This is a genomic window from Sphingopyxis sp. LARHCG72 (assembly GCF_052871675.1).
In genome coordinates, this window is the sequence record NZ_JBIXJU010000004.1 from 335,532 (window position 1) to 358,399 (window position 22,868).

At 64.6% G+C, this 22,868-nt stretch carries 14 protein-coding genes; 6 read left to right on the forward strand and 8 right to left on the reverse strand.

Features of this window, described 5'->3' with window-relative positions; all coding sequences use genetic code 11:
* Nucleotides 1-23: 23 nt before the first annotated feature.
* Both ACIPPQ_RS11820 and ACIPPQ_RS11825 read right to left on the reverse strand, forming a co-directional pair.
* Nucleotides 24-2,903: a M16 family metallopeptidase gene (locus tag ACIPPQ_RS11820; RefSeq protein WP_446544275.1), complete on the reverse strand. Its 2,880-nt coding sequence runs from the start codon at nucleotides 2,901-2,903 to the stop codon at nucleotides 24-26.
* 97 nt (nucleotides 2,904-3,000) lie between these two features.
* A complete protein-coding gene (locus ACIPPQ_RS11825) occupies nucleotides 3,001-5,157 on the reverse strand; it encodes an acylase (protein WP_446544276.1) in 2,157 nt (718 codons plus the stop codon).
* A 157-nt stretch (nucleotides 5,158-5,314) separates the two neighbouring features.
* Here ACIPPQ_RS11825 and ACIPPQ_RS11830 point away from each other — a divergent pair, with 157 nt between their 5' ends.
* From ACIPPQ_RS11830 to ACIPPQ_RS11840, 3 genes are all read left to right on the forward strand, one after another.
* Complete coding sequence (locus tag ACIPPQ_RS11830) at nucleotides 5,315-6,880, forward strand: leucyl aminopeptidase (protein ID WP_446544277.1); 1,566 nt, start codon at nucleotides 5,315-5,317, stop codon at nucleotides 6,878-6,880.
* A 79-nt stretch (nucleotides 6,881-6,959) separates the two neighbouring features.
* Nucleotides 6,960-9,539, forward strand: a complete 2,580-nt coding sequence (gene clpB, locus ACIPPQ_RS11835) for an ATP-dependent chaperone ClpB (protein ID WP_446544278.1) — start codon at nucleotides 6,960-6,962, stop codon at nucleotides 9,537-9,539.
* Between the two features lie 27 nt (nucleotides 9,540-9,566).
* On the forward strand, nucleotides 9,567-11,012 hold the full coding sequence (locus ACIPPQ_RS11840; protein WP_446544279.1) for a sulfotransferase: 1,446 nt from the start codon (nucleotides 9,567-9,569) through the stop codon (nucleotides 11,010-11,012).
* Between the two features lie 2 nt (nucleotides 11,013-11,014).
* On the opposite strand, the gene ACIPPQ_RS11845 is transcribed toward ACIPPQ_RS11840, so the two are convergent.
* Nucleotides 11,015-12,271 (reverse strand): aspartyl/asparaginyl beta-hydroxylase domain-containing protein, encoded by a 1,257-nt coding sequence (locus tag ACIPPQ_RS11845; RefSeq protein WP_446544280.1) that lies wholly within the window; start codon nucleotides 12,269-12,271, stop codon nucleotides 11,015-11,017.
* Nucleotides 12,272-12,322: 51 nt separating this feature from the next.
* On the opposite strand from ACIPPQ_RS11845, the gene ACIPPQ_RS11850 reads away from it, so the two are divergent.
* Nucleotides 12,323-13,345 carry a hypothetical protein gene (locus ACIPPQ_RS11850; protein ID WP_446544281.1) on the forward strand — a complete coding sequence of 341 codons (1,023 nt, stop codon included), beginning with the start codon at nucleotides 12,323-12,325 and terminating at the stop codon, nucleotides 13,343-13,345.
* Between the two features lie 157 nt (nucleotides 13,346-13,502).
* On the opposite strand, the gene ACIPPQ_RS11855 is transcribed toward ACIPPQ_RS11850, so the two are convergent.
* The 4 genes from ACIPPQ_RS11855 to xseA form a co-directional block, all read right to left on the reverse strand.
* Nucleotides 13,503-16,460, reverse strand: coding sequence for a TonB-dependent receptor domain-containing protein (locus ACIPPQ_RS11855; protein WP_446544282.1), 2,958 nt, complete (start codon nucleotides 16,458-16,460; stop codon nucleotides 13,503-13,505).
* Between the two features lie 266 nt (nucleotides 16,461-16,726).
* Nucleotides 16,727-17,656 (reverse strand): M23 family metallopeptidase, encoded by a 930-nt coding sequence (locus ACIPPQ_RS11860; protein ID WP_446544283.1) that lies wholly within the window; start codon nucleotides 17,654-17,656, stop codon nucleotides 16,727-16,729.
* Nucleotides 17,653-17,865 carry a DUF2093 domain-containing protein gene (locus tag ACIPPQ_RS11865; RefSeq protein WP_446544284.1) on the reverse strand — a complete coding sequence of 71 codons (213 nt, stop codon included), beginning with the start codon at nucleotides 17,863-17,865 and terminating at the stop codon, nucleotides 17,653-17,655. The genes ACIPPQ_RS11860 and ACIPPQ_RS11865 overlap by 4 nt, the downstream gene beginning before the upstream one ends.
* A 76-nt stretch (nucleotides 17,866-17,941) precedes the next feature.
* A complete protein-coding gene (gene xseA, locus ACIPPQ_RS11870) occupies nucleotides 17,942-19,360 on the reverse strand; it encodes an exodeoxyribonuclease VII large subunit (RefSeq protein ID WP_446544285.1) in 1,419 nt (472 codons plus the stop codon).
* Here xseA and purD point away from each other — a divergent pair.
* The gene (gene purD, locus ACIPPQ_RS11875) at nucleotides 19,359-20,636 is read left to right on the forward strand and encodes a phosphoribosylamine--glycine ligase (protein ID WP_446544286.1); all 1,278 of its coding nucleotides are present in this window, start codon (nucleotides 19,359-19,361) and stop codon (nucleotides 20,634-20,636) included. The two genes, xseA and purD, sit on opposite strands and share 2 nt — an antisense overlap.
* A 63-nt stretch (nucleotides 20,637-20,699) precedes the next feature.
* The gene (locus ACIPPQ_RS11880) at nucleotides 20,700-21,515 is read left to right on the forward strand and encodes a hypothetical protein (protein ID WP_446544287.1); all 816 of its coding nucleotides are present in this window, start codon (nucleotides 20,700-20,702) and stop codon (nucleotides 21,513-21,515) included.
* Here the strand turns inward: ACIPPQ_RS11880 and ACIPPQ_RS11885 are convergent.
* Nucleotides 21,512-22,831, reverse strand: a complete 1,320-nt coding sequence (locus tag ACIPPQ_RS11885) for a hemolysin family protein (RefSeq protein WP_446544288.1) — start codon at nucleotides 22,829-22,831, stop codon at nucleotides 21,512-21,514. The genes ACIPPQ_RS11880 and ACIPPQ_RS11885 overlap by 4 nt on opposite strands.
* Between the last annotated feature and the right edge of the window lie 37 nt (nucleotides 22,832-22,868).

Genomic DNA, 22,868 nt, shown 5'->3' on the forward strand with positions numbered 1-22,868 from the left:
GGCTCTCCTTACTGAAACTGATGTTAGTTAGACAGGGACACCGTTTCCACAGGCAGGCCCAGTCCGTCAAGCTGCGGTTTCACCACTGCGGCATCGCCGACGACGACATAGACGAGATCGTCGGTGCTGAGCGCCTTGCGCGCTGCAGCGTCGATTTCGGCGGCGGTCATCGCCTCATAGGTGGCAGGCAGCGTTTCGTAATAATTGTCGGGGCGGCCGAACTTGACGATCTGGCGGAGCCCGCCGAGCACATCGCCCGAGGTCTCGAAGCTGCCCGGCAGTTCGCGGACGCTGCCGTTGATCGTGCGCTCGAGCTCTTCCTTCGTCACGCCCTTGTCGCCGAGGAAGCTCTTGAGATCGCTCCGCAGCTCCTTGATCGAATCACCCGTGCGGTCGGCCTGTACCGGCGCCGCGGCAACCCAGGTCAGCCGGTCCTTGTCGCCCGAGATGCGGCTGCGCACGCCGTAGGACCAGCCCTTGGTCTCGCGCAAATTGGTGTTGAACCGCGACAGGAAATTGCCGCCGAAGATATCGTTCGCCGAACGCAGCACTTCGAGCTCGTCGCCGCCCTTGGCAGCGAGCACCTTGCCCGCGAGGATCACCGACTGCGGCGACTTGGGCCGGTCGAACAGCAGGATACGCGGCTTCGGCGCCGGGATGGCGATGTCGAAATGCTTGACCGGCTTCGCGGTCGCCGGTGCCTTCCATTGACCCAGCGTCGCGTCGAGCTGCTTTTTCACCTCGGCGAGCGTCGTGTCGCCAACGACGAAGACGCGCGCATTGTCGGGGCGAATCCACGTCGCGTGGAAGGCCGCAAGCTGGTCGCGCGTCGCTGCCGTGACCGATTTCGCATCGCCCAGCCCCGACGGCGGAATGCCATAGGGATGATCCGCTCCATACAGCACCGGCGCCAATATGCGCGAGGCGATGGCGTTCGGATTGTTCAGCTCGGCCTTGAGCCGGTTGAGCTGCTGCGCGCGTACGCGCTCCAATTCCTTGCCGTCGAACGCCGGGTTGCGGATGTAATCGGCGAGCAGGCCGAGCGAGGCGCGAAGATTGGGCTTTAGCGCGAACAGGCTGAACACCGTCTCGTCGGCGTTAGCCGTCGCGTCGATCTGCGCGCCGAGCCGTTCCTTCGCCTCGGCAAAAGCGATCGAATCGAGGCTCGTCGTGCCTTCGTCCATCAGGCTGAGCATCAGCGACTGGGTGCCCAAAGCGCTGTGCGGATCGGCGGCATAGCCCGCGTCGAAACTGACCGCGACATTGACCGTCGGCACCGTCGTACGGCGCGCAAAAACGACCTCGACACCGTTTTTGAGCTTGGCGCGCTCGATCGCGGGAAAGTCGAGCGCCTTGAGGTCGGCGACTGCAGGAAGCTGCGAACGGTCGGCGAACGACGATGCGCCGCCCGTGTCAGGGCCGACATCGCCGAGCGCTTCGTTCCAGTAACGATCGGGCTGGACCGGCGCGGTCACCTTACCGCCGGTCACGGCGCCGCCGCGATTTTCGCCGCCCTCGGTGCGCTCGCCCGGGGTGTAGGTCAGCGAAAAGGCCGGGCGGGCGAGCCATTTGTTCGCGATCGCCTTGACCTGATCGGGGGTCGCCTTCGCCATCCGGTCGAGCTCGACCTTGTAATAAGCCGGATTGTTCGAATAGAGCGCGCCCTCGGCCAGCGTCACCGCCTTGCCGCCGAAACCACCCACCGATTCGAGTCCCGCGATCGTGCCCGCCAGATAGCTAGCCGCGGTGCGCTGCAATTCGTCGGCAGTCGGACCGCTCGCGAGGAAGCTCGCGATTTCCTCGTCGAGCCGCTTCGCGACGGTCGCGGGTTCGACGCCCGGCTTCACATCGGCCTGGACAAGCAGGATGCCCGCGTCCTCGAACGGCTGCGCCACCGCCGATACGCTGACGGCGACGGGGTCCTTGCGGACCAGCGCATTGTCCAGCCGCGACGACGACAGCCCGCCAAGCACGCTCATCGCCATCTGGAGCGGCACCGCTTCGGGATCGTTGAGGCCGGGGATCGCCCACATGCGATAGATGCGTGTCGTCGGAACGAGGTCCTTGACCTCCTTCGCGAGCGGCGCGGGCAGCGTCGGGACGGGAACGGCGGGCATCTGCACCGCGGGGCCGCGGGGGATGTCGCCGAACCATTCCTGTACCTTGGCCTTTGCTGTGGCGACATCGACATCGCCCGCAAGCACGAGGACGGCGTTGTTCGGGCCGTAATTGTCGGTGAACCATTTCTTCACATCGGCGAGGCTCGCCGAGTTGAGGTCGCCCATCGAACCGATCGTGCTGTGGTGATAGGGATGACCGGTCGGGAAGAGATTCTCGAAAATCTCATAGCGCAGCAGGCCATAGGGATTGTTGTCGCCCTGGCGCTTCTCGTTCTGGACGACGCCGCGCTGGTTATCGAGTTTCTCCTGCGTCACCGCGCCGAGCAGATGCCCCATGCGGTCGCTTTCGAGGAACAGCGCGCGGTCAAGCGCGCCCGTCGGCACGGTTTCGAAATAGTTGGTGCGGTCGACGTTGGTCGTTCCGTTGCTGTCGGTCGCGCCGACCTGTTGCAGCGGCTCGAAGAAATCGCCGGGCGAATTTTCCGACCCGTTGAACATCAGATGTTCGAAGAGGTGCGCGAAGCCCGTCTTGCCCTTCGGTTCGTGCTTCGACCCAACGCGATACCAGACCGACACCGCGACGACCGGCGCTTTGCGGTCCTCGTGCACGATCACGCGCAGCCCGTTGTCGAGCGTGAACGCCTGATAGGGAATGTCGACCGCCTTCACGAGGTCGGCGATCGGCGCGGCCTCGCCGGCTTTCGCCTTGGCGAGCGCGGGACCCGCAGCGACAAGCGAGGTGGTGACCGCCAAGGCAAGGGCGAAGCGATGGAAACGGGGCATGGATATCCTCTTGAAAGCGTGCAGGCACGGACAGCCTGTCGAAAGCGGGGTGCCGGACGGCACTGTATCAATGGTTTAGGACAGCGTTTCGCGGCTTTCAAGGCCGATAGAATCGCGCCCCGCTGGCCTTCAGCGCCGCCGGATCGAACAGCACCGGCTTCAGCTTGTGCGCGACGAACAGCGGCGCCTGATCATTATAATGCGGGCTGTCGGGCCGCGTCGTCGCTGCCCCGAACGGCTGGATCGACTCCGACCGGACCCGGCCGTCCCGGTCCCAGGTGACGAACATGATGAAGCTGTCGCCGTGACGCACCTTGAGCCGCCCGTCGGGTTCGGCGTCCCACAAGGTCGATGCGCGCACAGTGTCGTTGCCGCCATCGAGCGGCAGGTCGACACGGTTCGCCCCCTCGCCATGGCGGAGTCGCAGCACCGTTCCGAGCTTCGGATCGAGCCCGTCGAAATGATCCTGCAGGTGCGCGACGACCTCTTTCAGTACGGTACGCGGGTCGGGTTCGGCGCGGCGCTGGTAGTGGCTGCCGTTCGCGGGGCGCAATAGCATCAGCGCCAGCGCGTCCCCCTTACCTTTCCCATCGAGGTTCCAGTCCCATTGACGGAGCAGCTTCTGTGCCTGTGCAAGCGCCGGATCGCCCTTGGTATCGAGCGCGAGCAGCCGGTCCATCCACGCCTTCGCATATCCGGTCTTCGCATAGGCGGTGTCGTATTTGATCGCCTTCAGCCGCGCTTCGTCGATCTGCCCCGATGCCTCGAACAGCTCGATCAGCCGCACAGCGCGGTTGGTCATATCGTCCTCGACCCCAAGCAGCGGCGAAAAGGCTGCGGCGTCGAGTTCGTCGCCCGGTCCCGCCGCGACCCACGGCGTGTTGTTCGCATTCATCACATAACCCGAGCGCGGGTTGACCAGCGCGGGCACGCGGTCGAACGGCAGCGTCTTCGTCCACAAATCCGCCGAGGTGTCGCCGGGCAGCACGCCGCGCCAGTTGAACCCCGGCTGCCGGTCGGGGAACATCGCGTTATAGAAAAGCCCGATATTGCCCTTCGCATCGGCATAGATGAAATTGGTCGCGGGCACGCCCTGCCCTGCCATCGCCGCGCGCCATTCGGCGAAGCTCTTCGCCTTGTTCAGCCGGTAATATTGGGTGACCATATTCGCCTGGTCGATCCCCGCGTAGCGGATCGCGAACGCGCCCTTTTCATTCTTCACCACCGGGCCGTGGACCGATCGATAGACGGAGCGCGGTATCGGCAGCACGAACGGACCGACCTTGACCTTCAGCCAGATGCGCTTTTCCTCAAGCGGGCGCCACTGGCCGTCGAAACGGTAATTCTTGCCGCTGTCGTCGAGGGTCAGCTTGTAGACGTCGATCAAATCGGGCCGGTTCACCGTGTTGGTCCAGCCGAGATATTTATTATGCCCGAGGAACGGATAGGGCGAGCCGGGGAAGTTCGCGCCCGCAAAGTCCAAGCCCTCTTCCGAATGGACGACCAGTTCGTACCAGGCGACGCCGCCGGTCCACGGCTGGTGCGAGTTGGAGACGAGCCGCGTCGCGCCGTCGGTCGAGCGCGCGGGGCCGACCGCCATGCCGTTCGATCCATTGTCGGCGGGATCGGTGCCGACCGGCGTCAGCTCGCGCGGGACAAGCTTGCCCGTCGCATCGAGCGCAGGGCCACCCTCACGGTACATGTCCTTGCCATCGACGAGCTGGCCGAGCACCGAATCGAGCCCGAAAAAGAAGGGCGAGCGCAGCACGAAGCCCGCGACGACATCCTCGCCGGTCACAGGGAACAGGCCCGACAGGCGCACCTCGCCCGGATGCTTGTCGGCATAATGGTTGAGCCCCGCCGCATAGGCCGTGAACAGCGCCTTCACATCGGAAGGCAGTCGCGGCCAGTCGCGTTTCGTCGTCGCGCGGACGCCGAGCAACGCCTCGGCATAATCGACCTTCGCGCCATCCTCGCCGAGCATCGCCCCGGCGCGCCCGCGTGTCATCGCGAGCACTTCCTGAAGCGTCGAAAAATCATCTTCGGCATGAGCGTAGGCGACGCCATAGGCGACATCGGCGTCGGTCTTGCCGAAGATATGCGGGACGCCGAACTTGTCGCGCGCGATGCGGACATCGCCTGGCTTGAACGCCGGCGCCGCGGGGGCCTCGGCGGTCAGCGGCTCCCAGAGCGCGAGCGATGCGGCGGTGATCACCAGCAGCAACAGGAAACCCAGCAAAATCCGTCGCAGCATGTCTGGTCCTCTTCGGCGGCTCGCCCGCAGCGCTATGTGGCGGGCATGTCGTCCGATGGCAAGCAGCTGTCGTTCGTCGAGGCGGATTTGCGGGCGAGCGCTGCGCCGCTATGCAGGGGTCAGGTTATTGAACAACGGGGAATATCCAAACATGCGCATGAAAAGCCTGCTCCTTTCCGCCTGCCTGTCGCTCGCCTTCGCTCCCACCGCGATGGCCCAGACGATCGCCGGATCGGGCGTCATTCCGGCAACCATCGGCAATAGCGCCGAGCGCGCGATCGGCTTTGCTGCGAGCGCGCCCGCGGATGCCGCACTCGTCATCGTCATGACCGACGCGGCGCTGCCGCCGCTCAACGGCGTGACGCTGGGCGCCGGCGAAAGGCAGGCGATTACAGCGGCCATCGCCGCGGCAAGTTTCGACGGCAAGGCCGGCTCGACGCTGTCGCTGCGCGGTATTGGCGCGCATCCGCGCATCCTCCTCGTCGGCGCGGGCGTATCGCCCTCGTCGCTCGCGCTCGCCGAAGCGGGCGGAAAAGCGGCACAAGAACTCAAGAGCGAAGCGCAGCCGGTGGTTGTCGCGGGTGCTTATGGCGATGCGAATGCTGCCGATGTCGCTTACGGCTTTGCGCTCGGACAATATCGGTTCGACCGCTATCAGACGGTCGGCAAGAAAACGCCCGCGACCGGCGCCGCGACCTTCGTCGGCGCCAATCCGTCGGGCGCGGAGGCCGCCTTCGCCAATCGCTGGAGGCCGCTGGCCGACGGGGTGCGCCTGTCGCGCGATCTCGCCAACGAACCGGCAAACGTCATCTACCCCGAAACCTTTGTGACCGAGGTGCGCAAGTCCCTCGCCGGCGTGGCGGGCGTCAGCATCGAAGTGCTCGACGAAGCCGCGATGCGCAAGCTCGGCATGGGAACGATCGTCGGCGTCGGCCAAGGCAGCCCGCGCGGCTCGCGACTGCTTCTGGTGCGCTATCGCGGGGCGGGTTCGCCCGACGCACCCACCGCCTTCGTCGGCAAGGGCATCACCTTCGATTCGGGCGGCCTGTCGCTCAAGCCCGGTGCCGGGATGGGCAATATGAAGGGCGACATGTCGGGCGCCGCGTCGGTGATGGGTGCGGTCGTCTCGCTCGCCAAGTCGCGCGCGCCGGTCCATGTCGTCGGCGTCGCCGCGCTTGCCGAGAATATGCCCGACGGCAATGCACAGCGTCCGGGCGACGTCACCCGCACCATGTCGGGCAAGACAATCGAAATGGTCAACGCCGACGCCGAAGGCCGCCTCGTCCTCGCCGATGCCAATGAATATGTCGCCAAGGCTTACAAACCCAAGGCGATCGTCAACATCGCGACGCTGACCGGCGCGGTCGTTGGCGCGCTCGACAACAGCTATGCGGGCCTCTTCGCGCGCGACGAGGCGCTCGCGGCGCGTCTGACCGCCGCCGGTACCGCGAGCGGCGAGGAGCTGTGGCGCCTGCCGCTCCACAAGGATTATGCCGAGCGGATGAAGTCGGACATCGCCGACATCCGCAATTCTGCGACGGGTCAGGGGCCGGGCGCCAGCCTCGGCGCGCATTTCATCGGCTTTTTCGTCGACGAGGCGACCCCCTGGGCGCATCTCGACATCGCCGGGGTCAACCGTTCGGAGAAAGCGACCTCGCTTGTTCCCAAGGGCATGACCGGCTTCGGCGTGCGGCTGCTCGACCAGTTCGCGCGGAGCGAATAGAGTTTTGCGGAACATCGGAAGGCCCCTTGTGTTGCACAATGGCAACACTATCTTGCTCGGCAAGAAAGGGGCTTTCTGAATGAACCTCGAAAAATTTACCGACCGCGCCAAGGGCTTTTTGCAGGCGGCGCAGACGATTGCGATCCGCATGAACCATCAGCGGATTTCGCCCGAGCATATCGCCAAGGCGCTGCTCGAAGACAATGAAGGCATGGCCGCGGGCCTGATCGCGAAGAGCGGCGGCGACGCCGCGCGTGCGGTTCAGGGCATCGACGCTCTGCTCGCCAAGGTTCCCGCCGTGTCGGGTTCGGGCGCGCAGGCGACCCCGGGACTCGATAACGACGCGGTGCGCCTGCTCGATCAAGCCGAGCAGGTCGCGTCCAAGGCCGGCGACGGCTATGTCACCGTCGAACGGCTGTTGCTCGCGATGGTGCTTTCGACCACCACGCCGGTGGGCAAGGTGTTCGCCGACGCGGGCGTGAAGGCCGATGCGCTCAACGCCGCGATCAACGATCTGCGCGGCGGCCGCACCGCCGACACCGCTTCGGCCGAAGATCGCTATGAAGCGCTCAAGAAATTCGCACGCGACCTCACGGAAGTCGCGCGCGAGGGCAAGCTCGACCCCGTCATCGGACGCGACGAGGAAATCCGCCGCACGATCCAGATTCTCGCGCGCCGCACCAAGAACAACCCGGTGCTGATCGGCGAACCCGGCGTCGGCAAGACCGCGATCGCCGAGGGGCTGGCGCTGCGCATCACCAACGGCGACGTCCCCGACAGCCTGAAGGACCGCCGCCTGTTGTCGCTCGACATGGGCGCGCTGATCGCGGGTGCCAAATATCGCGGCGAGTTCGAGGAGCGCCTCAAGGGCGTGCTCGACGATGTGAAGGCGGCCGAGGGCGAGATCATCCTGTTCATCGACGAGATGCACACGCTCGTCGGCGCGGGCAAGGGCGAGGGCGCGATGGACGCGTCGAACCTCTTGAAGCCCGCGCTCGCGCGTGGCGAACTCCATTGCATCGGCGCGACGACGCTCGACGAATATCGCAAGCATGTCGAAAAGGACCCGGCACTCCAGCGGCGCTTCCAGCCGGTGTTCGTCGGCGAGCCGACGGTCGAGGATTCGATCTCGATCCTGCGCGGGCTCAAGGAGAAATACGAGCTGCACCACGGCGTGCGGATTACCGACGGCGCAATCGTCGCCGCGGCGACGCTGTCGAACCGCTATATCTCCGACCGCTTCCTGCCCGACAAGGCGATAGACCTGATGGACGAGGCCGCGAGCCGTATCCGCATGGAGGTCGAATCGAAGCCTGAAGAGATCGAGACGCTCGACCGCCGCATCATCCAGATGAAGATCGAGGAATCGGCGCTCGGCAAGGAAAGCGACGCCGCGTCGAAGGACCGGCTCGCGACGCTCCAGTCCGAACTCGCCAACCTCGAGCAGCAATCGGCGGGCCTGACCCAGAGGTGGCAGGCCGAGAAGGACAAGATCCACGCCGAGGCGAAGATCAAGGAAGAGCTCGACGCCGCGCGCTCGGCGCTCGATCAGGCGCAGCGCGCGGGCGACCTCGCGAAAGCGGGCGAGCTTAGCTACGGCACGATCCCCGGGCTCGAAAAGAGGCTCGAGGAAGCGCAGGCGGCCGCGGGCAATGCAATGCTCCGCGAGGAAGTCACCGCCGACGATATCGCCGCGGTGGTGAGCAAATGGACCGGCATTCCCGTCGACCGAATGATGGAAGGCGAGCGCGAGAAACTGCTCGGCATGGAGAGCACGCTCGAACAGCGCGTCATCGGTCAGGACGAAGCCGTCCGCGCCGTCTCGACCGCCGTCCGCCGCGCGCGCGCGGGGCTTCAGGACCCGAACCGTCCGCTCGGCAGCTTCCTTTTCCTCGGCCCCACGGGGGTCGGCAAGACCGAGCTCACCAAGGCGCTCGCGCGGTTCCTGTTCGACGACGACAATGCGATGGTCCGCATCGACATGTCCGAATTCATGGAAAAGCACAGTGTCGCGCGGCTCGTCGGCGCGCCGCCGGGCTATGTCGGCTATGAAGAGGGCGGCACGCTCACCGAAGCGGTGCGCCGCCGGCCCTATCAGGTCGTGCTGTTCGACGAGGTCGAGAAAGCGCATCCCGACGTCTTCAACATCCTGCTCCAGGTACTCGACGACGGGCGGCTGACCGATGGACAAGGCCGCACGGTCGACTTCACCAACACGCTGATCATCCTGACCTCGAACCTCGGCAGCCAGGCGATCGCCGCGCTCCCCGACGACGCGCCGGTCGAACAGGCCGAGCCAGCGGTGATGGAAGTCGTGCGTGCGCATTTCCGGCCCGAGTTCCTGAACCGGCTCGACGAGATCGTGCTCTTCAACCGCCTCGCGCAGCAGCATATGGGCGGCATCGTCGACATCCAGGTCGCGCGCGTCCAGAAGCTGCTCGCCGATCGCAAGGTGACGCTCGACCTCACCGATGCTGCGCGGGCATGGCTCGGCCGCGTCGGCTATGATCCGGTGTACGGCGCGCGGCCGCTGAAGCGCGCGGTGCAGAAATATCTGCAGGATCCGCTCGCCGACCTGATCCTGAAGGGCGAGGTGAAGGACGGGTCGACGATCAAGGTCGACGAGGGCGACGGGGCGCTTCTATTAAAACCTGAGTAAGAATGGGATAAGTTGTTGGAATCGTGGATGCGGCTCGATGCCGCCGCAGGAAAATGCATCGACGAACATCGCTATGCGGATGCCGCGGATCTGCTCCGGCAGGCCGTGGCGCTCCACCCCGATCACGCCGATGGCTGGTTCAATCTTGGCTATGCCCTGCGCCAGTTGCGCGCTTACCCCGAGGCACTGTCCGCTTATGATGAGGCGATAAGGCGGAACCTGGTCGATCCGGAGGCCGCCCACGTCAACCGGGCGGCCATCCTGTCCGAATATCTCGAACAAATCGATCAGGCCGAACAGGAATTGCTTGCCGCAATTGCGTTGAACCCCGGTTATCTTCCGGCCTGGCTCAATCTCGGCGGTCTAATGGAAGATGTCGGAAAGGCCGACGCCGCCGCAAGGGCTTATCGTGAAGCATCGCGGATCGCGCCGGGTAACGGCCGAGCGCGAGCGCGGCTGTCCGCAATCCGTGTCCACAAAGGCGAAGGCGCCGCGGCAATCGACGACCTCGAACAAGGGCTGCGTCTGGGCGTTGACAGCGAAGACGACCGCGCCGAACTGCTTTTTGCCCTTGGCAACGCGCTAGACGCAGAAGAACGATATTCCGAGGCGTTTGCCGCGATCACCCAGGCAAATGCCATAAACGCTGCGCTTCGGCCCACCCCCCTGCGCTATGATAGACGAGCGCAAGAGCAACTCGTCGACGATCTCATTGCCCAGTTTCCCGTCCGGCCCGATCGTGTCACAGCCGATACCGATGTCGGCATGATTTTCGTTTGCGGCATGTTCCGTTCAGGGTCGACCGTGATCGAACAATTGCTCGGCCGCCACCCGCTGGTTCAGATCGGCGGAGAACTTGAACTCATCCCCGCGATGGTGCACGACCATCTTCTGCCCTATCCTTTCGCCTTGCGGCATATCAGCACAGAAAAGTTACAATATCTGCGCAAGCAATATTTTGAACGTGTGCGATCGAATTTCCCGTTGGCACATCATGTCACCGATAAACGGCCTGACAATTTCATCCACATCGGATTGATAAAGAAATTATTCCCGGATGCAAAAATTCTTCATACGCGCCGGAATATACTCGACAATATATTGTCCGCTTTTTTCCTTAATTTTGCAGATTCGATTAATTATGCTGATCGAATTGAAGACCTCATCCATTATGCAGCCCAATATCGTCGCCTGATGGCCCACTGGCAGACGGTGTTCGGCGAAGACATCGTGACCGTTGACTATGATCTGATGGTTCAAGATCCCGATTCCATCATGGCCGCGGCATTTCGCAAGCTGGGGCTCGGCATTTCGGGATATGCTTTGGCGGATGCCGGCGGCGCCTCGATCATTCGTACGCCGAGCAATTGGAAAGCCCGCTCAGCGGTAAACAGCCAATCTTCCGGGCGCTGGAAAAACTACGCTGACGCGCTCGTTTTCGCCCGCGCTGAGCTAGGCGAAACTCTGGGATAGCATCATTTTTGCATCGCGTAGAATTCGGTAAGAAGTGCACATTCGCGTTCCGACAGATGGGGGTTCCATACGTCGAAGATCAACACCAGGCGGTTCTCCCGGCTGCGGTTGACGGCCTCGTGCTCGATCGTGTCGTCGAACGCAAATGCCTCCCCCTCTTTCCAGACGCGCGTCTCCCCACCCACGCGAAATTCACATCCGGACGGAACGACGAGCGGCAGGTGAATGATCGCGCGAGTATTGGTTACGCCGGTGTGCGGCGGAATATGAGCGCCGGGCCTGAGCATGGAGAAAAAAGCCGATGGGGCCTTGCCCGGAATCGGGGCGAGCGGGGCGCGGGAAAGCGCCGCTGCAGTGGCTGGGCAACGATCGAGCACCCGCTGGTTTGGCGTGCCATATTCCCACAGGAAACAGGCGGTCCAATCGAGCGATCCATCCAGCCTGGTCCACTTGCTCTCGGGCGAGCCCTCTTCCATCCGCACATAGGGACGCAAATCGTCCCCGCTTCCTTCGAACAGGGCGAGTCCTTCTCGGCGAATGTCGGCAGTCGCGGCTTCCAAGGCCGAAAACCAGGGAAACAACCGCCTGTCAAAATATTCGTCAGCCGGAAGAAAGGGGTAGTAGAGACCATGGCACTCGTTTCGATAAACGCCTTTGCGTCCAAGTACGACGTCGAGACAGCGGTTAAACCGACGCATTTCGGGATCTGCGGCGCGGTCGATGCCAAAGTTGGCATCATAGCGTTCCGAAAGATCGCTTGCATGCCGAGCCATGAAAGCCTGACCGCGCTGGATAGCGTCCAGGACGGGTGGCGGCGCATCTGGTATCTGACCCGCAACCTGAATTACGGCATTCCACGCCACGGCCGCATCGCTCTCTTTACCGAAACGTTCTTCAAGCTCGGCCTTTCGCAGCAAGGCCGTGAGTTGAAAGCGATCGTTAGCAAGGGCACGATCCAGTGCCGCGCGTTCCGCCTCGACATCGCCCATAGCGCGCCGAGCCGTCGCAAGGTTGATCCACAATATCGGTTCTTTGGGGTCAAGCTCCGCAGCTTTGGTAAAATGACCCGCGGCATCCGTCCAAGCGCCATCTTGCAGATAGCACATGCCTCGCGCGTTCAGCAGTTGGGGGTCGCCCGGTGAAAGACGAAGCGCGGCGTCAAGATGCCGCACCTCCGCGATGCGATCGCCGCGACGGCGGGCATCGGCGATCATGGCAATGTGCGACTGGACTTCTGCGGCGGGCTCTGTCAGGCTCATGCTTGACCATAGCGCATGTTTCGGCGCAAAGCAGCAGAGATTGAAACGCAAATGACCGATCGAATTCTGGCGATGCCGGAGCCGCTCGGCCCAGAATGGTTGGCGCATCGTTTCGACGAAAGCAGCCGCGCTTTCCGTTTCATTCCCTGCAGTCGAGAGGAGCGCGCCTCGGTTCCATTTCTGACCGACGATTATTTGCCCGCTCGCGAATGGCATTCGTTCTCCCAACGGGATGTGAAAGCGTTTCGCCAACATGCCCCGCTGCATTTCATCTTTCATTCCGGCTTCTGCTGCTCGACACTGCTGGGCAAGTGTTTCGACCTCCCCGGGTTCGCCAGCAGTTTCAGCGAACCATTGATCCTGAACGACATAGCGGGCTGGCGCCTGCGCGGTGCGGCGGTGGACGACATCGCCATGGCATTGACCGACGCGCTGCGCCTTCTCGGCCGTCCATTCCCCGGCGATCACGCAGCGATCGTAAAACCCTCGAACATCCTCAACGGCCTCGCGATGGCCATGTTGGCGATCCAGCCATCGGCCAAAGCGGTTGCAATGTACGCCCCGCTGGAGGATTTCCTGATATCGATCGCAAAAAAGGGTCTCGATGGGCGACGCTGGGCGCGTACGTTATTCGTCAAACTGCGCGCGCAAGGCTGTGTTCAATCGCTCGGCTTCAGCGATGCGGATTTCTTCGAACAGACCGATTTGCAGATCGCGGCGATGGCCTGGCTTGCACAGCAAAGCCTGTTCGGAACGCTGATTGCAAACCATCCCGGTCGCGTGCGGTCACTCGACAGCAGCGCCTTCATGTCGGAAACGCAGCGGACCGTTCGCGATGTGGCAAGCCATTTCAATCTCGATCTGTCGAATGCCCAGCTCGCATCCATTGAAGCTGGCCCGCTCGCGCGCGATTCCAAGAGCGGGCGACGTTTCGATGCGGCGGATCGCGCGGCGGAATATGAACGAATGCGGCCAATTCACGGGGATGAGATTGAAAAAGTGGCGGCGTGGACACGCGAGGTCGCTGCCGCTCGCGATATAGCGATACATCTGCCGGCCGCGATCGCGCCCTAACGGTACATAATCCATAAATCCAAAGGCTTGGGTGGCCTGACGCCCGCATTCGGAGACCTCGCGCGCTTCGGTCGTCGCAGCGCCCGATATTCTCAAGACAAAATAAAAAGGGCGGATCCGCAGATCCGCCCTTCCTATGATTGCCTTCTGACAGAAATCAGAAGCGCAGACGTGCCGTGGCGCTGTAACGGCGACCGACCACGTCGTAGGTCGACGGGAAGGTGTTGCCGCTGCCGGCCGTCGTCGTGCCCGCCTGGTTGCCGACGAGCGGCGGCTTCTTGTCGAGCAGGTTGAATGCGGTCAGCGTCAGGTCGAAGTTGTCCGTCACCGCAAAGCGCGTCGTCAGATCGAAATAATCGTACGACGGAATGCGGTTCAGGTTCACCTGCTTGCCGACGAGCGGACCGATACCCGTGATCTGCCCCTCAAACAGTTCGTCGGGCGTTCCGATGAACTCATATTTGAAGCTCGACATGTGGCGCCACAGCAGCGAAATGTCGATCTTGTCGAAGCTCAGCGTGGTGCGCTGGCTCCAGCTCCACTTCGGCTGAAGCTGGCCGACCGAAAGACCGCAGTTGGCGCTGTAGACGCCCGGGCAGTTCGTGCCGTAACCCGAGGTGGGCGAGGCCGCGAACTTCGCGCTCTTCGTATAGTTGCCCGAGAAGTTAAGCGCCAAATCGGCAAAACCGATGTTGCGCTTGTAGTTCGCGACCAGGTCGAAACCGTCGGTGAGCAAACGCCCCGCGTTGGTCAGAGGCGCCGGCAAGCCGGGAGTCGTCGCGGGGGAACCGCTCAGACGGCTCGAAGCCGGGTTGCGACGGATGGTCGTGCAAGCCGGGTCGGTCGCCGAAGCTGCCGTGATGCTATCAAAGCAAGCGCTGATGATATCATCGGGCAGCGGCGCGGTGATCGCATTCGTCACCTTGATGCGGTAATAGTCGAACGACAGCGTAAAGCCGGGGACCAGATCGCGCGGCGTCAGCACAACACCGACGGTCAGGGTCTTCGCCGTTTCAGGCTTCAGATTGGTGTTGCCACCACCCGTCACGTTCGCCTGACCCGAAGCCGGATCGGCGATCGTGCCGCGCGCAGCCGGATTTGCGCCCTGCGCGAGACAGACGGCCCACAAGTCATTCTGCGCGCCCGTGTTCGCACCACCAACGGTGCCGGGCTTCGTTCCCGAACAGGGATCGGTAGCCAGGTTCGTCAGGCCTGTGCTCGTCGGCGCGAACAATTCGCCGATGTTCGGTGCGCGAACAGCCTTCTGATAGTTACCACGGAACTTGATCGCATCTGCCGGAGCCCAGTTCACACCGACCTTCCAGCTCGTCGCGTTGAAGCTCGGCTTGTTCGGAGCAGCCACCTCATAGTGCGAATAGCGGATGCCGCCTTCGAGCGTCAGTTCGTCAAAGAAGGGCTTGTCGCTGACGAGGGGGATGATCAACTCGCCGAACGCCTCGGTCGCGTTGTAGCCGCCCTCGAACGGAACGACCGCACCGCCGGCGCCGCCCAGTTCGCCCGGAACCTGCGCCAGGTTGTCGGGGCGCTGCGCCGCGAAATAGTCGCGATATTCGCCACCAACCGCGAACGACACTTCCTCGCTCGCCCAGGGAAGGGCGAAGCCGGTCGAACCCGACAGCACGCCATGGACCTGTGCCAGCGACGAATATTGCTGGATCGAACTGGTAAGACCGCCGACGAATGCGCCCATTTCAGGCGTAATGCTGCCGAGACCGCCGAAGATGTTCAACGGGACACAGCCGCCCGAAGGGTCGGTACAGGTCGTGGCGTCGACGGCGTCAAGGGCCTGGATCACGCGCGATTTCGCGACATAACCCGAACGGGTTTCGGTGTTTTCCGATTCGCCGTACGCGCCATAGATGTCGAACGAAATCTTGTCCGTGATATTGAAGGTCGCGCCGGCCTTCATATCGAAGATGTTGGTGACGTAGCGCGACTTGCGCGGCCCAAGCTCAACCGAGCGACGATATACGGCACCCAGCGGGATCGCCGCGTTGGTGTTACAAGCCGCTCCGAGCGCAATGCCCGACAAGGTGCAGAGCTGATCGCGGATGCCGGCCGGCAGGAACGGGTTGTTGCCGGCAACGGTCAGTTCTTCGCCAAAGATACCCGACGAAGCGATTTCCGTGTCGACCGTATTCTTCGAGAACAGGCCGCGACCATAGACGGTCACGCTATCCGACACGTCATAGCGCGCTTCGCCGTACATATTGAAGCGGCGATAGGGCGTGATGTAGATGTTTGCCGGGTTGAAGTTGTAGAGCGAATATTGCGGCACCAGGCTCTGCCCGTCGGGGCCGATCTGGAGGTTGCTGGTCTGACCCGGAATCGCAAACGAAGTCGGCGAAGCCGTCGGAGAGTCGCCGCCGCAAATACCCGAGAAAGAGTTGATGACGCACTGGCCCTGCGGACGCGAACCGAAGAGCAGACGGTCAGCTTCGGTATAACCGAGAGACAAAACCGCATTGCCGCGGCCGTCGTCGAAGTTTGCGCCGATGACGAGATCGGTGCTGAACAGATTCGCGTCGCCACGTTCGCTGATCTGCTGGGTCGCCGACAGGTCGATACCGGCAAAGTCGCGCTTGGTGATGAAGTTGACGACACCGGTCACGGCGTCGGCGCCATAGGTGGTCGAAGCACCACCTGTCAGGACGTCCACGCGCTCGATCAGGGCGACAGGGATGTTGTTAAGGTCGACCGCGCCGAACGTGCTGGACGGCACGATGCGGGTCGAGTTCAGCATAACGAGGTTGCGCTGCGCGCCCAGGCCGCGAAGGTCGACACGCGCCGAACCCACCGAGCCGTTATTTACGTTCGAGCCGAGGTTCGGAACGAGACCGGGGGTCTCACGAAGCAGAAGCTCCGCGTTGGTCGCCTGGCGCAGCTTGATTTCGTCTTCAGTCGTCACATTGACCGGAGAGGCCGATTCCAGATTCGGGTTGCGGATCAGCGAGCCGGTGACGACGATTTCCGACTGCGCGGCGGCAGTCTCTTCGGCGGCGTCCTGCGCATAGGCAGGAGCCGAAACCAGGGCGACGCTCAGTACGAGCGGCGCAGCGCCTAGCTTCAGCTTGGAATATTGGGTTTTCTTCACAGTGCAGTCCCTTGCTACTGGTGGATTGAATTACCCGGACCCCCGACATGACGGCAAAAAGCCGGCACACAAACGCCCCGATAGCGTGCGGGATGACCTTTCGTTCATGTCGAGTAAAGGGAATTCCCGGCGCGATTGGCCGTTTCGGAAGCCATTGTGACGTATTTGCAACAAACGCGGAAAACGGCGAAACACAATATGCTGCAGCGCGTCATTCGCGACATATTGTTTCAATGGTTACGAATTCACGGCGCACCGTCCGTGCGCTACCGGCCCATCGATCCTGCAAGCTTTCCGGGGTCGAGGCGCGCGTCGCGCCATTTCAAACCCCAGTGAAGATGGGGGCCCGTCGCGCGCCCCGTCCGGCCCACCGTCCCGAGCGGCTGCCCCTGTACGACGCGGTCGCCGACCTTCACATCGAGCCGCTGGCAATGGAGGAAGGCGCTGCTCAGTCCCATGCCATGATCGACGATCAGCAGATGACCCTCGAGCGTGAAGGGCGTCGCCGCCGCGAGCACGACCACGCCGTCGGCGGGCGCGACAAAGGGGGTGCCGGCGGGGACCGCGACATCAGTGCCGCTATGATAGGTTCCGGGCTTGCCCTGATACACGCGCTGCGACCCGAAGAAGCCCGACAAGCGCCCCGTCACCGGCCAGCGGAATGCCTGCCGCCATCCGTCGGACTCCACGGACGTGTTGCGCGCTGCGGCGATCTGCGCGAGTTCGGCAGGCCGTCGCCGCGCGAAATCGGCGTCGCTCGAGGCGCTGCCGCGATAGGGGGCGTTGATATGCTCGAGCCGCCAGCTGCCCGCCGCGACGGCGAGGACGCGCTCGACCGCGCGGCCGTCGGCCAGCGTCGCGACGAGGCGCGCACTTGGCGCGGCATCGCGATCGAATGCGACCAGGAAGCGGCCATCGGCGGCAACGGGAACGGCTTTACCGTCGAAGGTGACGGTACGCGTGTCGCTAGGCGCCTGCCCAACCATGACCGCGCCTTGTTCGGCGAGCCCCGCCAGCGTGAAATCGGGACGAACCGGCGCGCGCGGCGGCGCCGGCGACGGCGGAGTAGCAACGGATCCGGCGGCCGGCCGCGGCGCGGGCCTCGCTTCGGTCTCGGCGGGCGGCACGCACGCGGCAGCGACGAGCAGCAACGCCAGCGCCGCCCCATGCCGCCGCCAATCCGTCGCGACCGTCATGTTTCGCGCGCAGCGTCCAGTTCGGCTTTCACCGATATTTCGGCACTGGCATAGGGTTCCTGCCGCGCGACCGACCAATAGCGCAGCTCGTCGAGGCCGATCGGCGCGCCGCTCACCGCACACAGCACATGATCGCCGGGGGCAAGGACGCGGAACCCGTTCGGTCCATACTGGAGGCGGGCGAGGCGGTTGCGGCTGGCGATCAGCATGATTCTTGGTCCATTTGGCGGGGTGTCATGGCCGCGACTATAACAGCATCGCCGCGCGCGGCCACCCCCGCCGGCGTCAGAAAAGCTCGCCTTGCCCTCGCTTGGGCTCTGTCGGGGGGGCCTTGCGCGGCGGTCGCGGCGCGGGAGGCGGGCCATCCCCGACCTGCACCGACAGCTCGCCGTCGGCGAACTGGAGCCGCAGATGCCCGGCATCCTGCGCCTTGGCCGCGGTCGTGACAATCGCGCCGCCGCTATCCCGCACCATCGCATAACCGCGTGAGAGGAGCGCGCGCGGATCGAGGCTGTCGAGCAGCCGCCCCAGCCCTTCGAGCTGCGCGCGGTCGCGGTCCCAGCGCCGCGCGAGCAACGCCGGGCGCAACGCCGCGCCCCGCGTCGCGAGCCGTTCGGAAACCACCGTCAGCCGGTGGCGCTGGCTGCGGTCGAGCCGCTCGCCGGCATCGTCGAGCCGCTGGCGCTGCGGCGCATAGAGCGCCTCGCGCTTCGGGAGGTGTCGCGCCAGCGCGGTCAGCCGCTCGCTTGCCAGCGACTGATGCCGGTTCGCCGCACCGATGATCCGCCCGTTCCATGTCGCGAGCTGTGCCTGCAGTTCGGCGCGCACCGGAACCGCCATTTCGGCGGCGGCGGTCGGCGTCGGCGCGCGCACGTCGGCGGCATAGTCGGCGAGCGTCACGTCGGTTTCGTGGCCCACCGCGCTGATCGTCGGGATGCGGCAATCGGCGATCGCGCGCACGACCACCTCTTCGTTAAACGCCCACAGATCCTCGATCGAACCGCCGCCGCGCGCGACGATGACGAGGTCGGGGCGCGGCACCGGCCCGCCGGGTGCAAGTCCATCGAAGCCGCGGATGGCATTGGCGACCTGTGCCGCCGCGCCGTCGCCCTGCACGAGCACCGGCCAGACGATCACATGCGTCGGACAGCGGTCGGCGAGGCGGTGAAGGATGTCGCGGATCACCGCCCCGGTCGGCGAGGTCACCACGCCGATCGTGCGCGGCAGATAGGGAAGCCGGTCATATTTCCGCTCCCTGTCGAACAGCCCTTCGGCGCCGAGCCGCGCCTTGAGCTTTTCGAAGAGCAGCATCAACGCGCCCTCGCCCGCGACCTCAAGCGTGTCGACGACGAGCTGGTATTTCGAGCGCCCCGGATAGGTGGTGAGCTTGCCGGTCGCGATCACCTCGATCCCGTCCTCGGGCCGGAAGGCAAGGCGCGCCGCCTGCCCCTTCCACATCACCATGTCGATCAGCGCATTATCGTCCTTCAGCGCCGCATAGAAATGCCCCGACGCCGCGCGTTTCGTTCCCGACAACTCACCCCGCACGCGCACGCGCGCGAAGCCATCCTCGACGGTGCGCTTGATCGCTGCCGACAATTGGCTGACCGACAAGGCTGGCGCATTGTCGCCGGGCACCGCCTCGGCTAACAGCCGCGCTTCGGTGCCATCGTTGGACGCCGTATCGGGAAAAGGGACTGACATGAATATCCTGCTGGTCGGATCGGGGGGCCGCGAACATGCGCTCAGCTGGCAGTTGGCACAATCGCCAAGCTGCGCCAAGCTCTATGCCGCACCGGGCAATCCCGGCATCGAGGCGCATGCCGAATGTGTTGCGATCGGCGTCGACGATCTCGACGGGCTGATCGCCTTCGTGAAGGCACACGCGATCGATTTCGTCGTCGTCGGCCCCGAAGCGCCGCTCGTCGCGGGCCTCGCCGATCGCCTGCGGGAAATCGGCATTCCCGCCTTCGGCCCTTCGGCCGCCGCGGCGCGGCTCGAAGGCTCAAAGGGCTTTACCAAGGATCTGTGCGCCCGCGCTTCGATCCCGACCGCCGCCTATGTTCGCTGCACCTCCGCCGAGGAAGCCCTCGCCGTGCTTGAGGGTTTTTCGATCCCCGTCGTGATCAAGGCCGACGGACTCGCCGCGGGCAAGGGCGTGATCATCGCCGAAACGCGCGAAGAGGCCGAAGCGGCGATCGACGACATGTTCGACGGCGCGTTCGGCAGCGCGGGTGCCGAAGTGGTGATCGAGGAATTTATGACCGGCGAGGAAGCGAGTTTCTTCGCGCTGTCGGATGGAACGAACGTGATGGCGTTCGGGAGCGCGCAGGATCACAAACGCGTCGGCGACGGCGACGTCGGACCGAACACCGGCGGCATGGGCGCGTACAGTCCCGCCCCCGTGCTCACCGCCGATCTTGAAGCCGCGGTGATGGACCGCATCATCCGCCCGACCGTCGCCACGCTCGCCGCCGAAGGTACGCCCTATGTCGGCGTGCTCTTCGCCGGCCTGATGCTCACCGACGAAGGGCCGAAGCTGATCGAATATAATTGCCGCTTTGGCGACCCCGAATGCCAGGTGCTGATGATGCGCACCGCCGGCGACCTCGCCGCGCTGCTTCATGCGGCATCGACCGGCGCGCTCGGCAATGCGCTGCCGCCCGCCTTCACAAGCGACTACGCGCTGACGATCGTGATGGCCGCCAACGGCTATCCCGCGACCCCCGAAAAGGGCGGCGCGATCCACGGCATTGCCGACGCCGAAGCGGGCGGCGTGCGCGTCTTTCACGCGGGTACGGCGCGCACCGACGGCCAGATCGTCGCCGCGGGAGGGCGCGTGCTCAACGTTACCGCGACGGGGCGCACCGTCACCGAGGCGCAGGCGCGCGCCTATGCCGCGGTCGACAAGCTCGATTTCGCCAGCGGCTTTTGCCGCCGCGACATCGGCTGGCGCGAGGTTGCGCGCGAAGCAGAGTAAGCGCGGCTGGACGCGGCACGGCAGGCCGCATAGGCTGGACCCCAATCACAAGCGGAGAAGATCATGACCTGGCTTCAGGAAAACTGGATTATCGCGGTTGTCGGACTCGTTGTCGCCGTCGTGCTGCTGTGGTGGCTGTTCGGCCGGTCGAAACCGCAGGAGATCGCACCGCCCGTCGCCGAGCCGGCAAAGCCTGCCAAACCGCTCGAACCGGTGAAGCCCGAGATTATTGCGGCCGAACCCGCGCGCTTCAAGCCGATCGAACCCAAAGCGCAGCCCGTTGCCGCCGCGCCACCGCCTGCCCCCGAACCAGCCGCCAAGGCGCCCGCGCCTGCCCCCGCCGCAGAACCGGCGCCCGTCGCCGAACCGATCGCTGAGGCTCCGCCCCCGGCCCCGAAACCCGCGGCGAAACCCAAAACCGCCGCAAAACCCGCCGCGAAAAGGACAGCGGCCAAGGATCCGGCAACGAAACCTGCGGCCAAGACTGCCACGAAGGCAGCCGCCAAGCCCGCAGCGAAGAAAGCCGCGTCGAAGCCGACGCCCGCCGAAGCCGCCGCCATTCCCGCAGAGCCGACCGTCCCGCCGCCGCCTCCCGCGGCCAAACCCGCCGCAGCGCCGGCGAAATCGGGGGCCGACAATCTGCAATTGCTGAAGGGCGTCGGGCCGAAGCTCGTCGTGTTGCTCAACGGACTCGGCGTCACCAGCTTCCGCCAGATCGCCGACTGGACCGACGCCGACGTCGCCCGCATCGACCCGCAGCTCGGCGCATTTCAGGGCCGCATCGCGCGCGACGCTATCGTCGACCAGGCCGGCTATCTCGCACGCGGCGACAAGGCCGGGTTCGAAGCCAAATATGGCGCGCTCGGCGGCGAGCTTTAGCCTTCCGCTTCCTTCGGCTTGCTGACCTCGGTGACGAGCAGCTTGTCGATCTTGCGCCCGTCCATATCGACGATCTCGAAGCGCCAGCCCCTGTCGGTGAATTTCTCGCCTTCGGTCGGCAGGTGCTTCAGGATCGCGAGGACATGGCCTGCGGCGGTCGCATAGTCGCGGTCTTCGCCGAGTTCGATCCCCAGCCGTTCGGCCATCTGGTCGGCGGGCATCGACCCGGCGATCAGCAGGCTGCCGTCGTCGCGCTCGACGACGAAGGGCTCGCTGCCGATATCCTGGTCCGACGCAAACTCGCCCGCGATCGCCGAAAGCAGGTCGGCGGGGGTCACCAGCCCGTCGAAATGACCATATTCGTCGTGGACGAGCAGCATCGGCACGTCGGCGGCACGCAGCGCCTCGAGCGCGTCCATCGCGTCGATCTGGTCGTGGATGACCTTCGCGGGACGCATCAATTGCTCGAGGTCGAGCACCTCGCCGCGGAACAGCGCCGAGGCGATGTCGCGCGCCTGCACGACGCCGACGATATCGTCGACCGAGCCGCGCGCGACCGGCAGGCGGCTGTGCGGGGTTTCGAGCAATTTGTCGCGCACCCCGCGCGCGTCGAGCGCGACATCGACCCAGTCGACATCCTTGCGCGGCGTCATCACCTCGCGCACCGGCCGGTCGGCGAGGCGCACGACGCCCGAAATGATCGCGCGCTCGCTTTCCTCGATCACCCCCGATTTCGACGCCTCGGCGACGATCAGGTGCAGTTCCTCGGCGGTCACGCGATCTTCCGATTCGCGGTTGAGGCCGAGCAGGCGAAAGACGAGCGCCGAGCTGGCGTCGAGCAGCCAGACGAGCGGCGCGCCGATCTTCGACAGCCAATACATCATCGGCGCAACGATGATCGCGATCCGTTCGGGCGCGCGCAGCGCGAATTGCTTGGGTACCAGTTCGCCCGCGATCAGCGAGGCATAGGTCGTCAGCGCGATGACGACGGCGAAGGCGATCGACAAGGCGGTCTCGGCGTCGAGGCCGAACAGCGCCTGCAGACGTTCTGCCACCGGCTGGCCCAGGCTGGCCCCCGAATAGGCGCCGGTCAGAACGCCGATCAACGTGATCCCGACCTGCACGGTCGACAGGAAGCGCCCCGGGTCGGACGCGAGCTGGCGCGCGATCTTCGCGCCGCGGCTACCGCGCTTTTCCGCCGCCTGCAAGCGTGGGTCGCGCGACGAGACGATCGCAAGTTCGGACATGGCGAAAACGCCGTTGAGCAGGATGAGGACCAGGATGATCGCAACATCCGACCAGGGAAAAGGGGTCATTGGGCGGTCGTACGGCGCGTCGGCGCCCGGCCCCTGT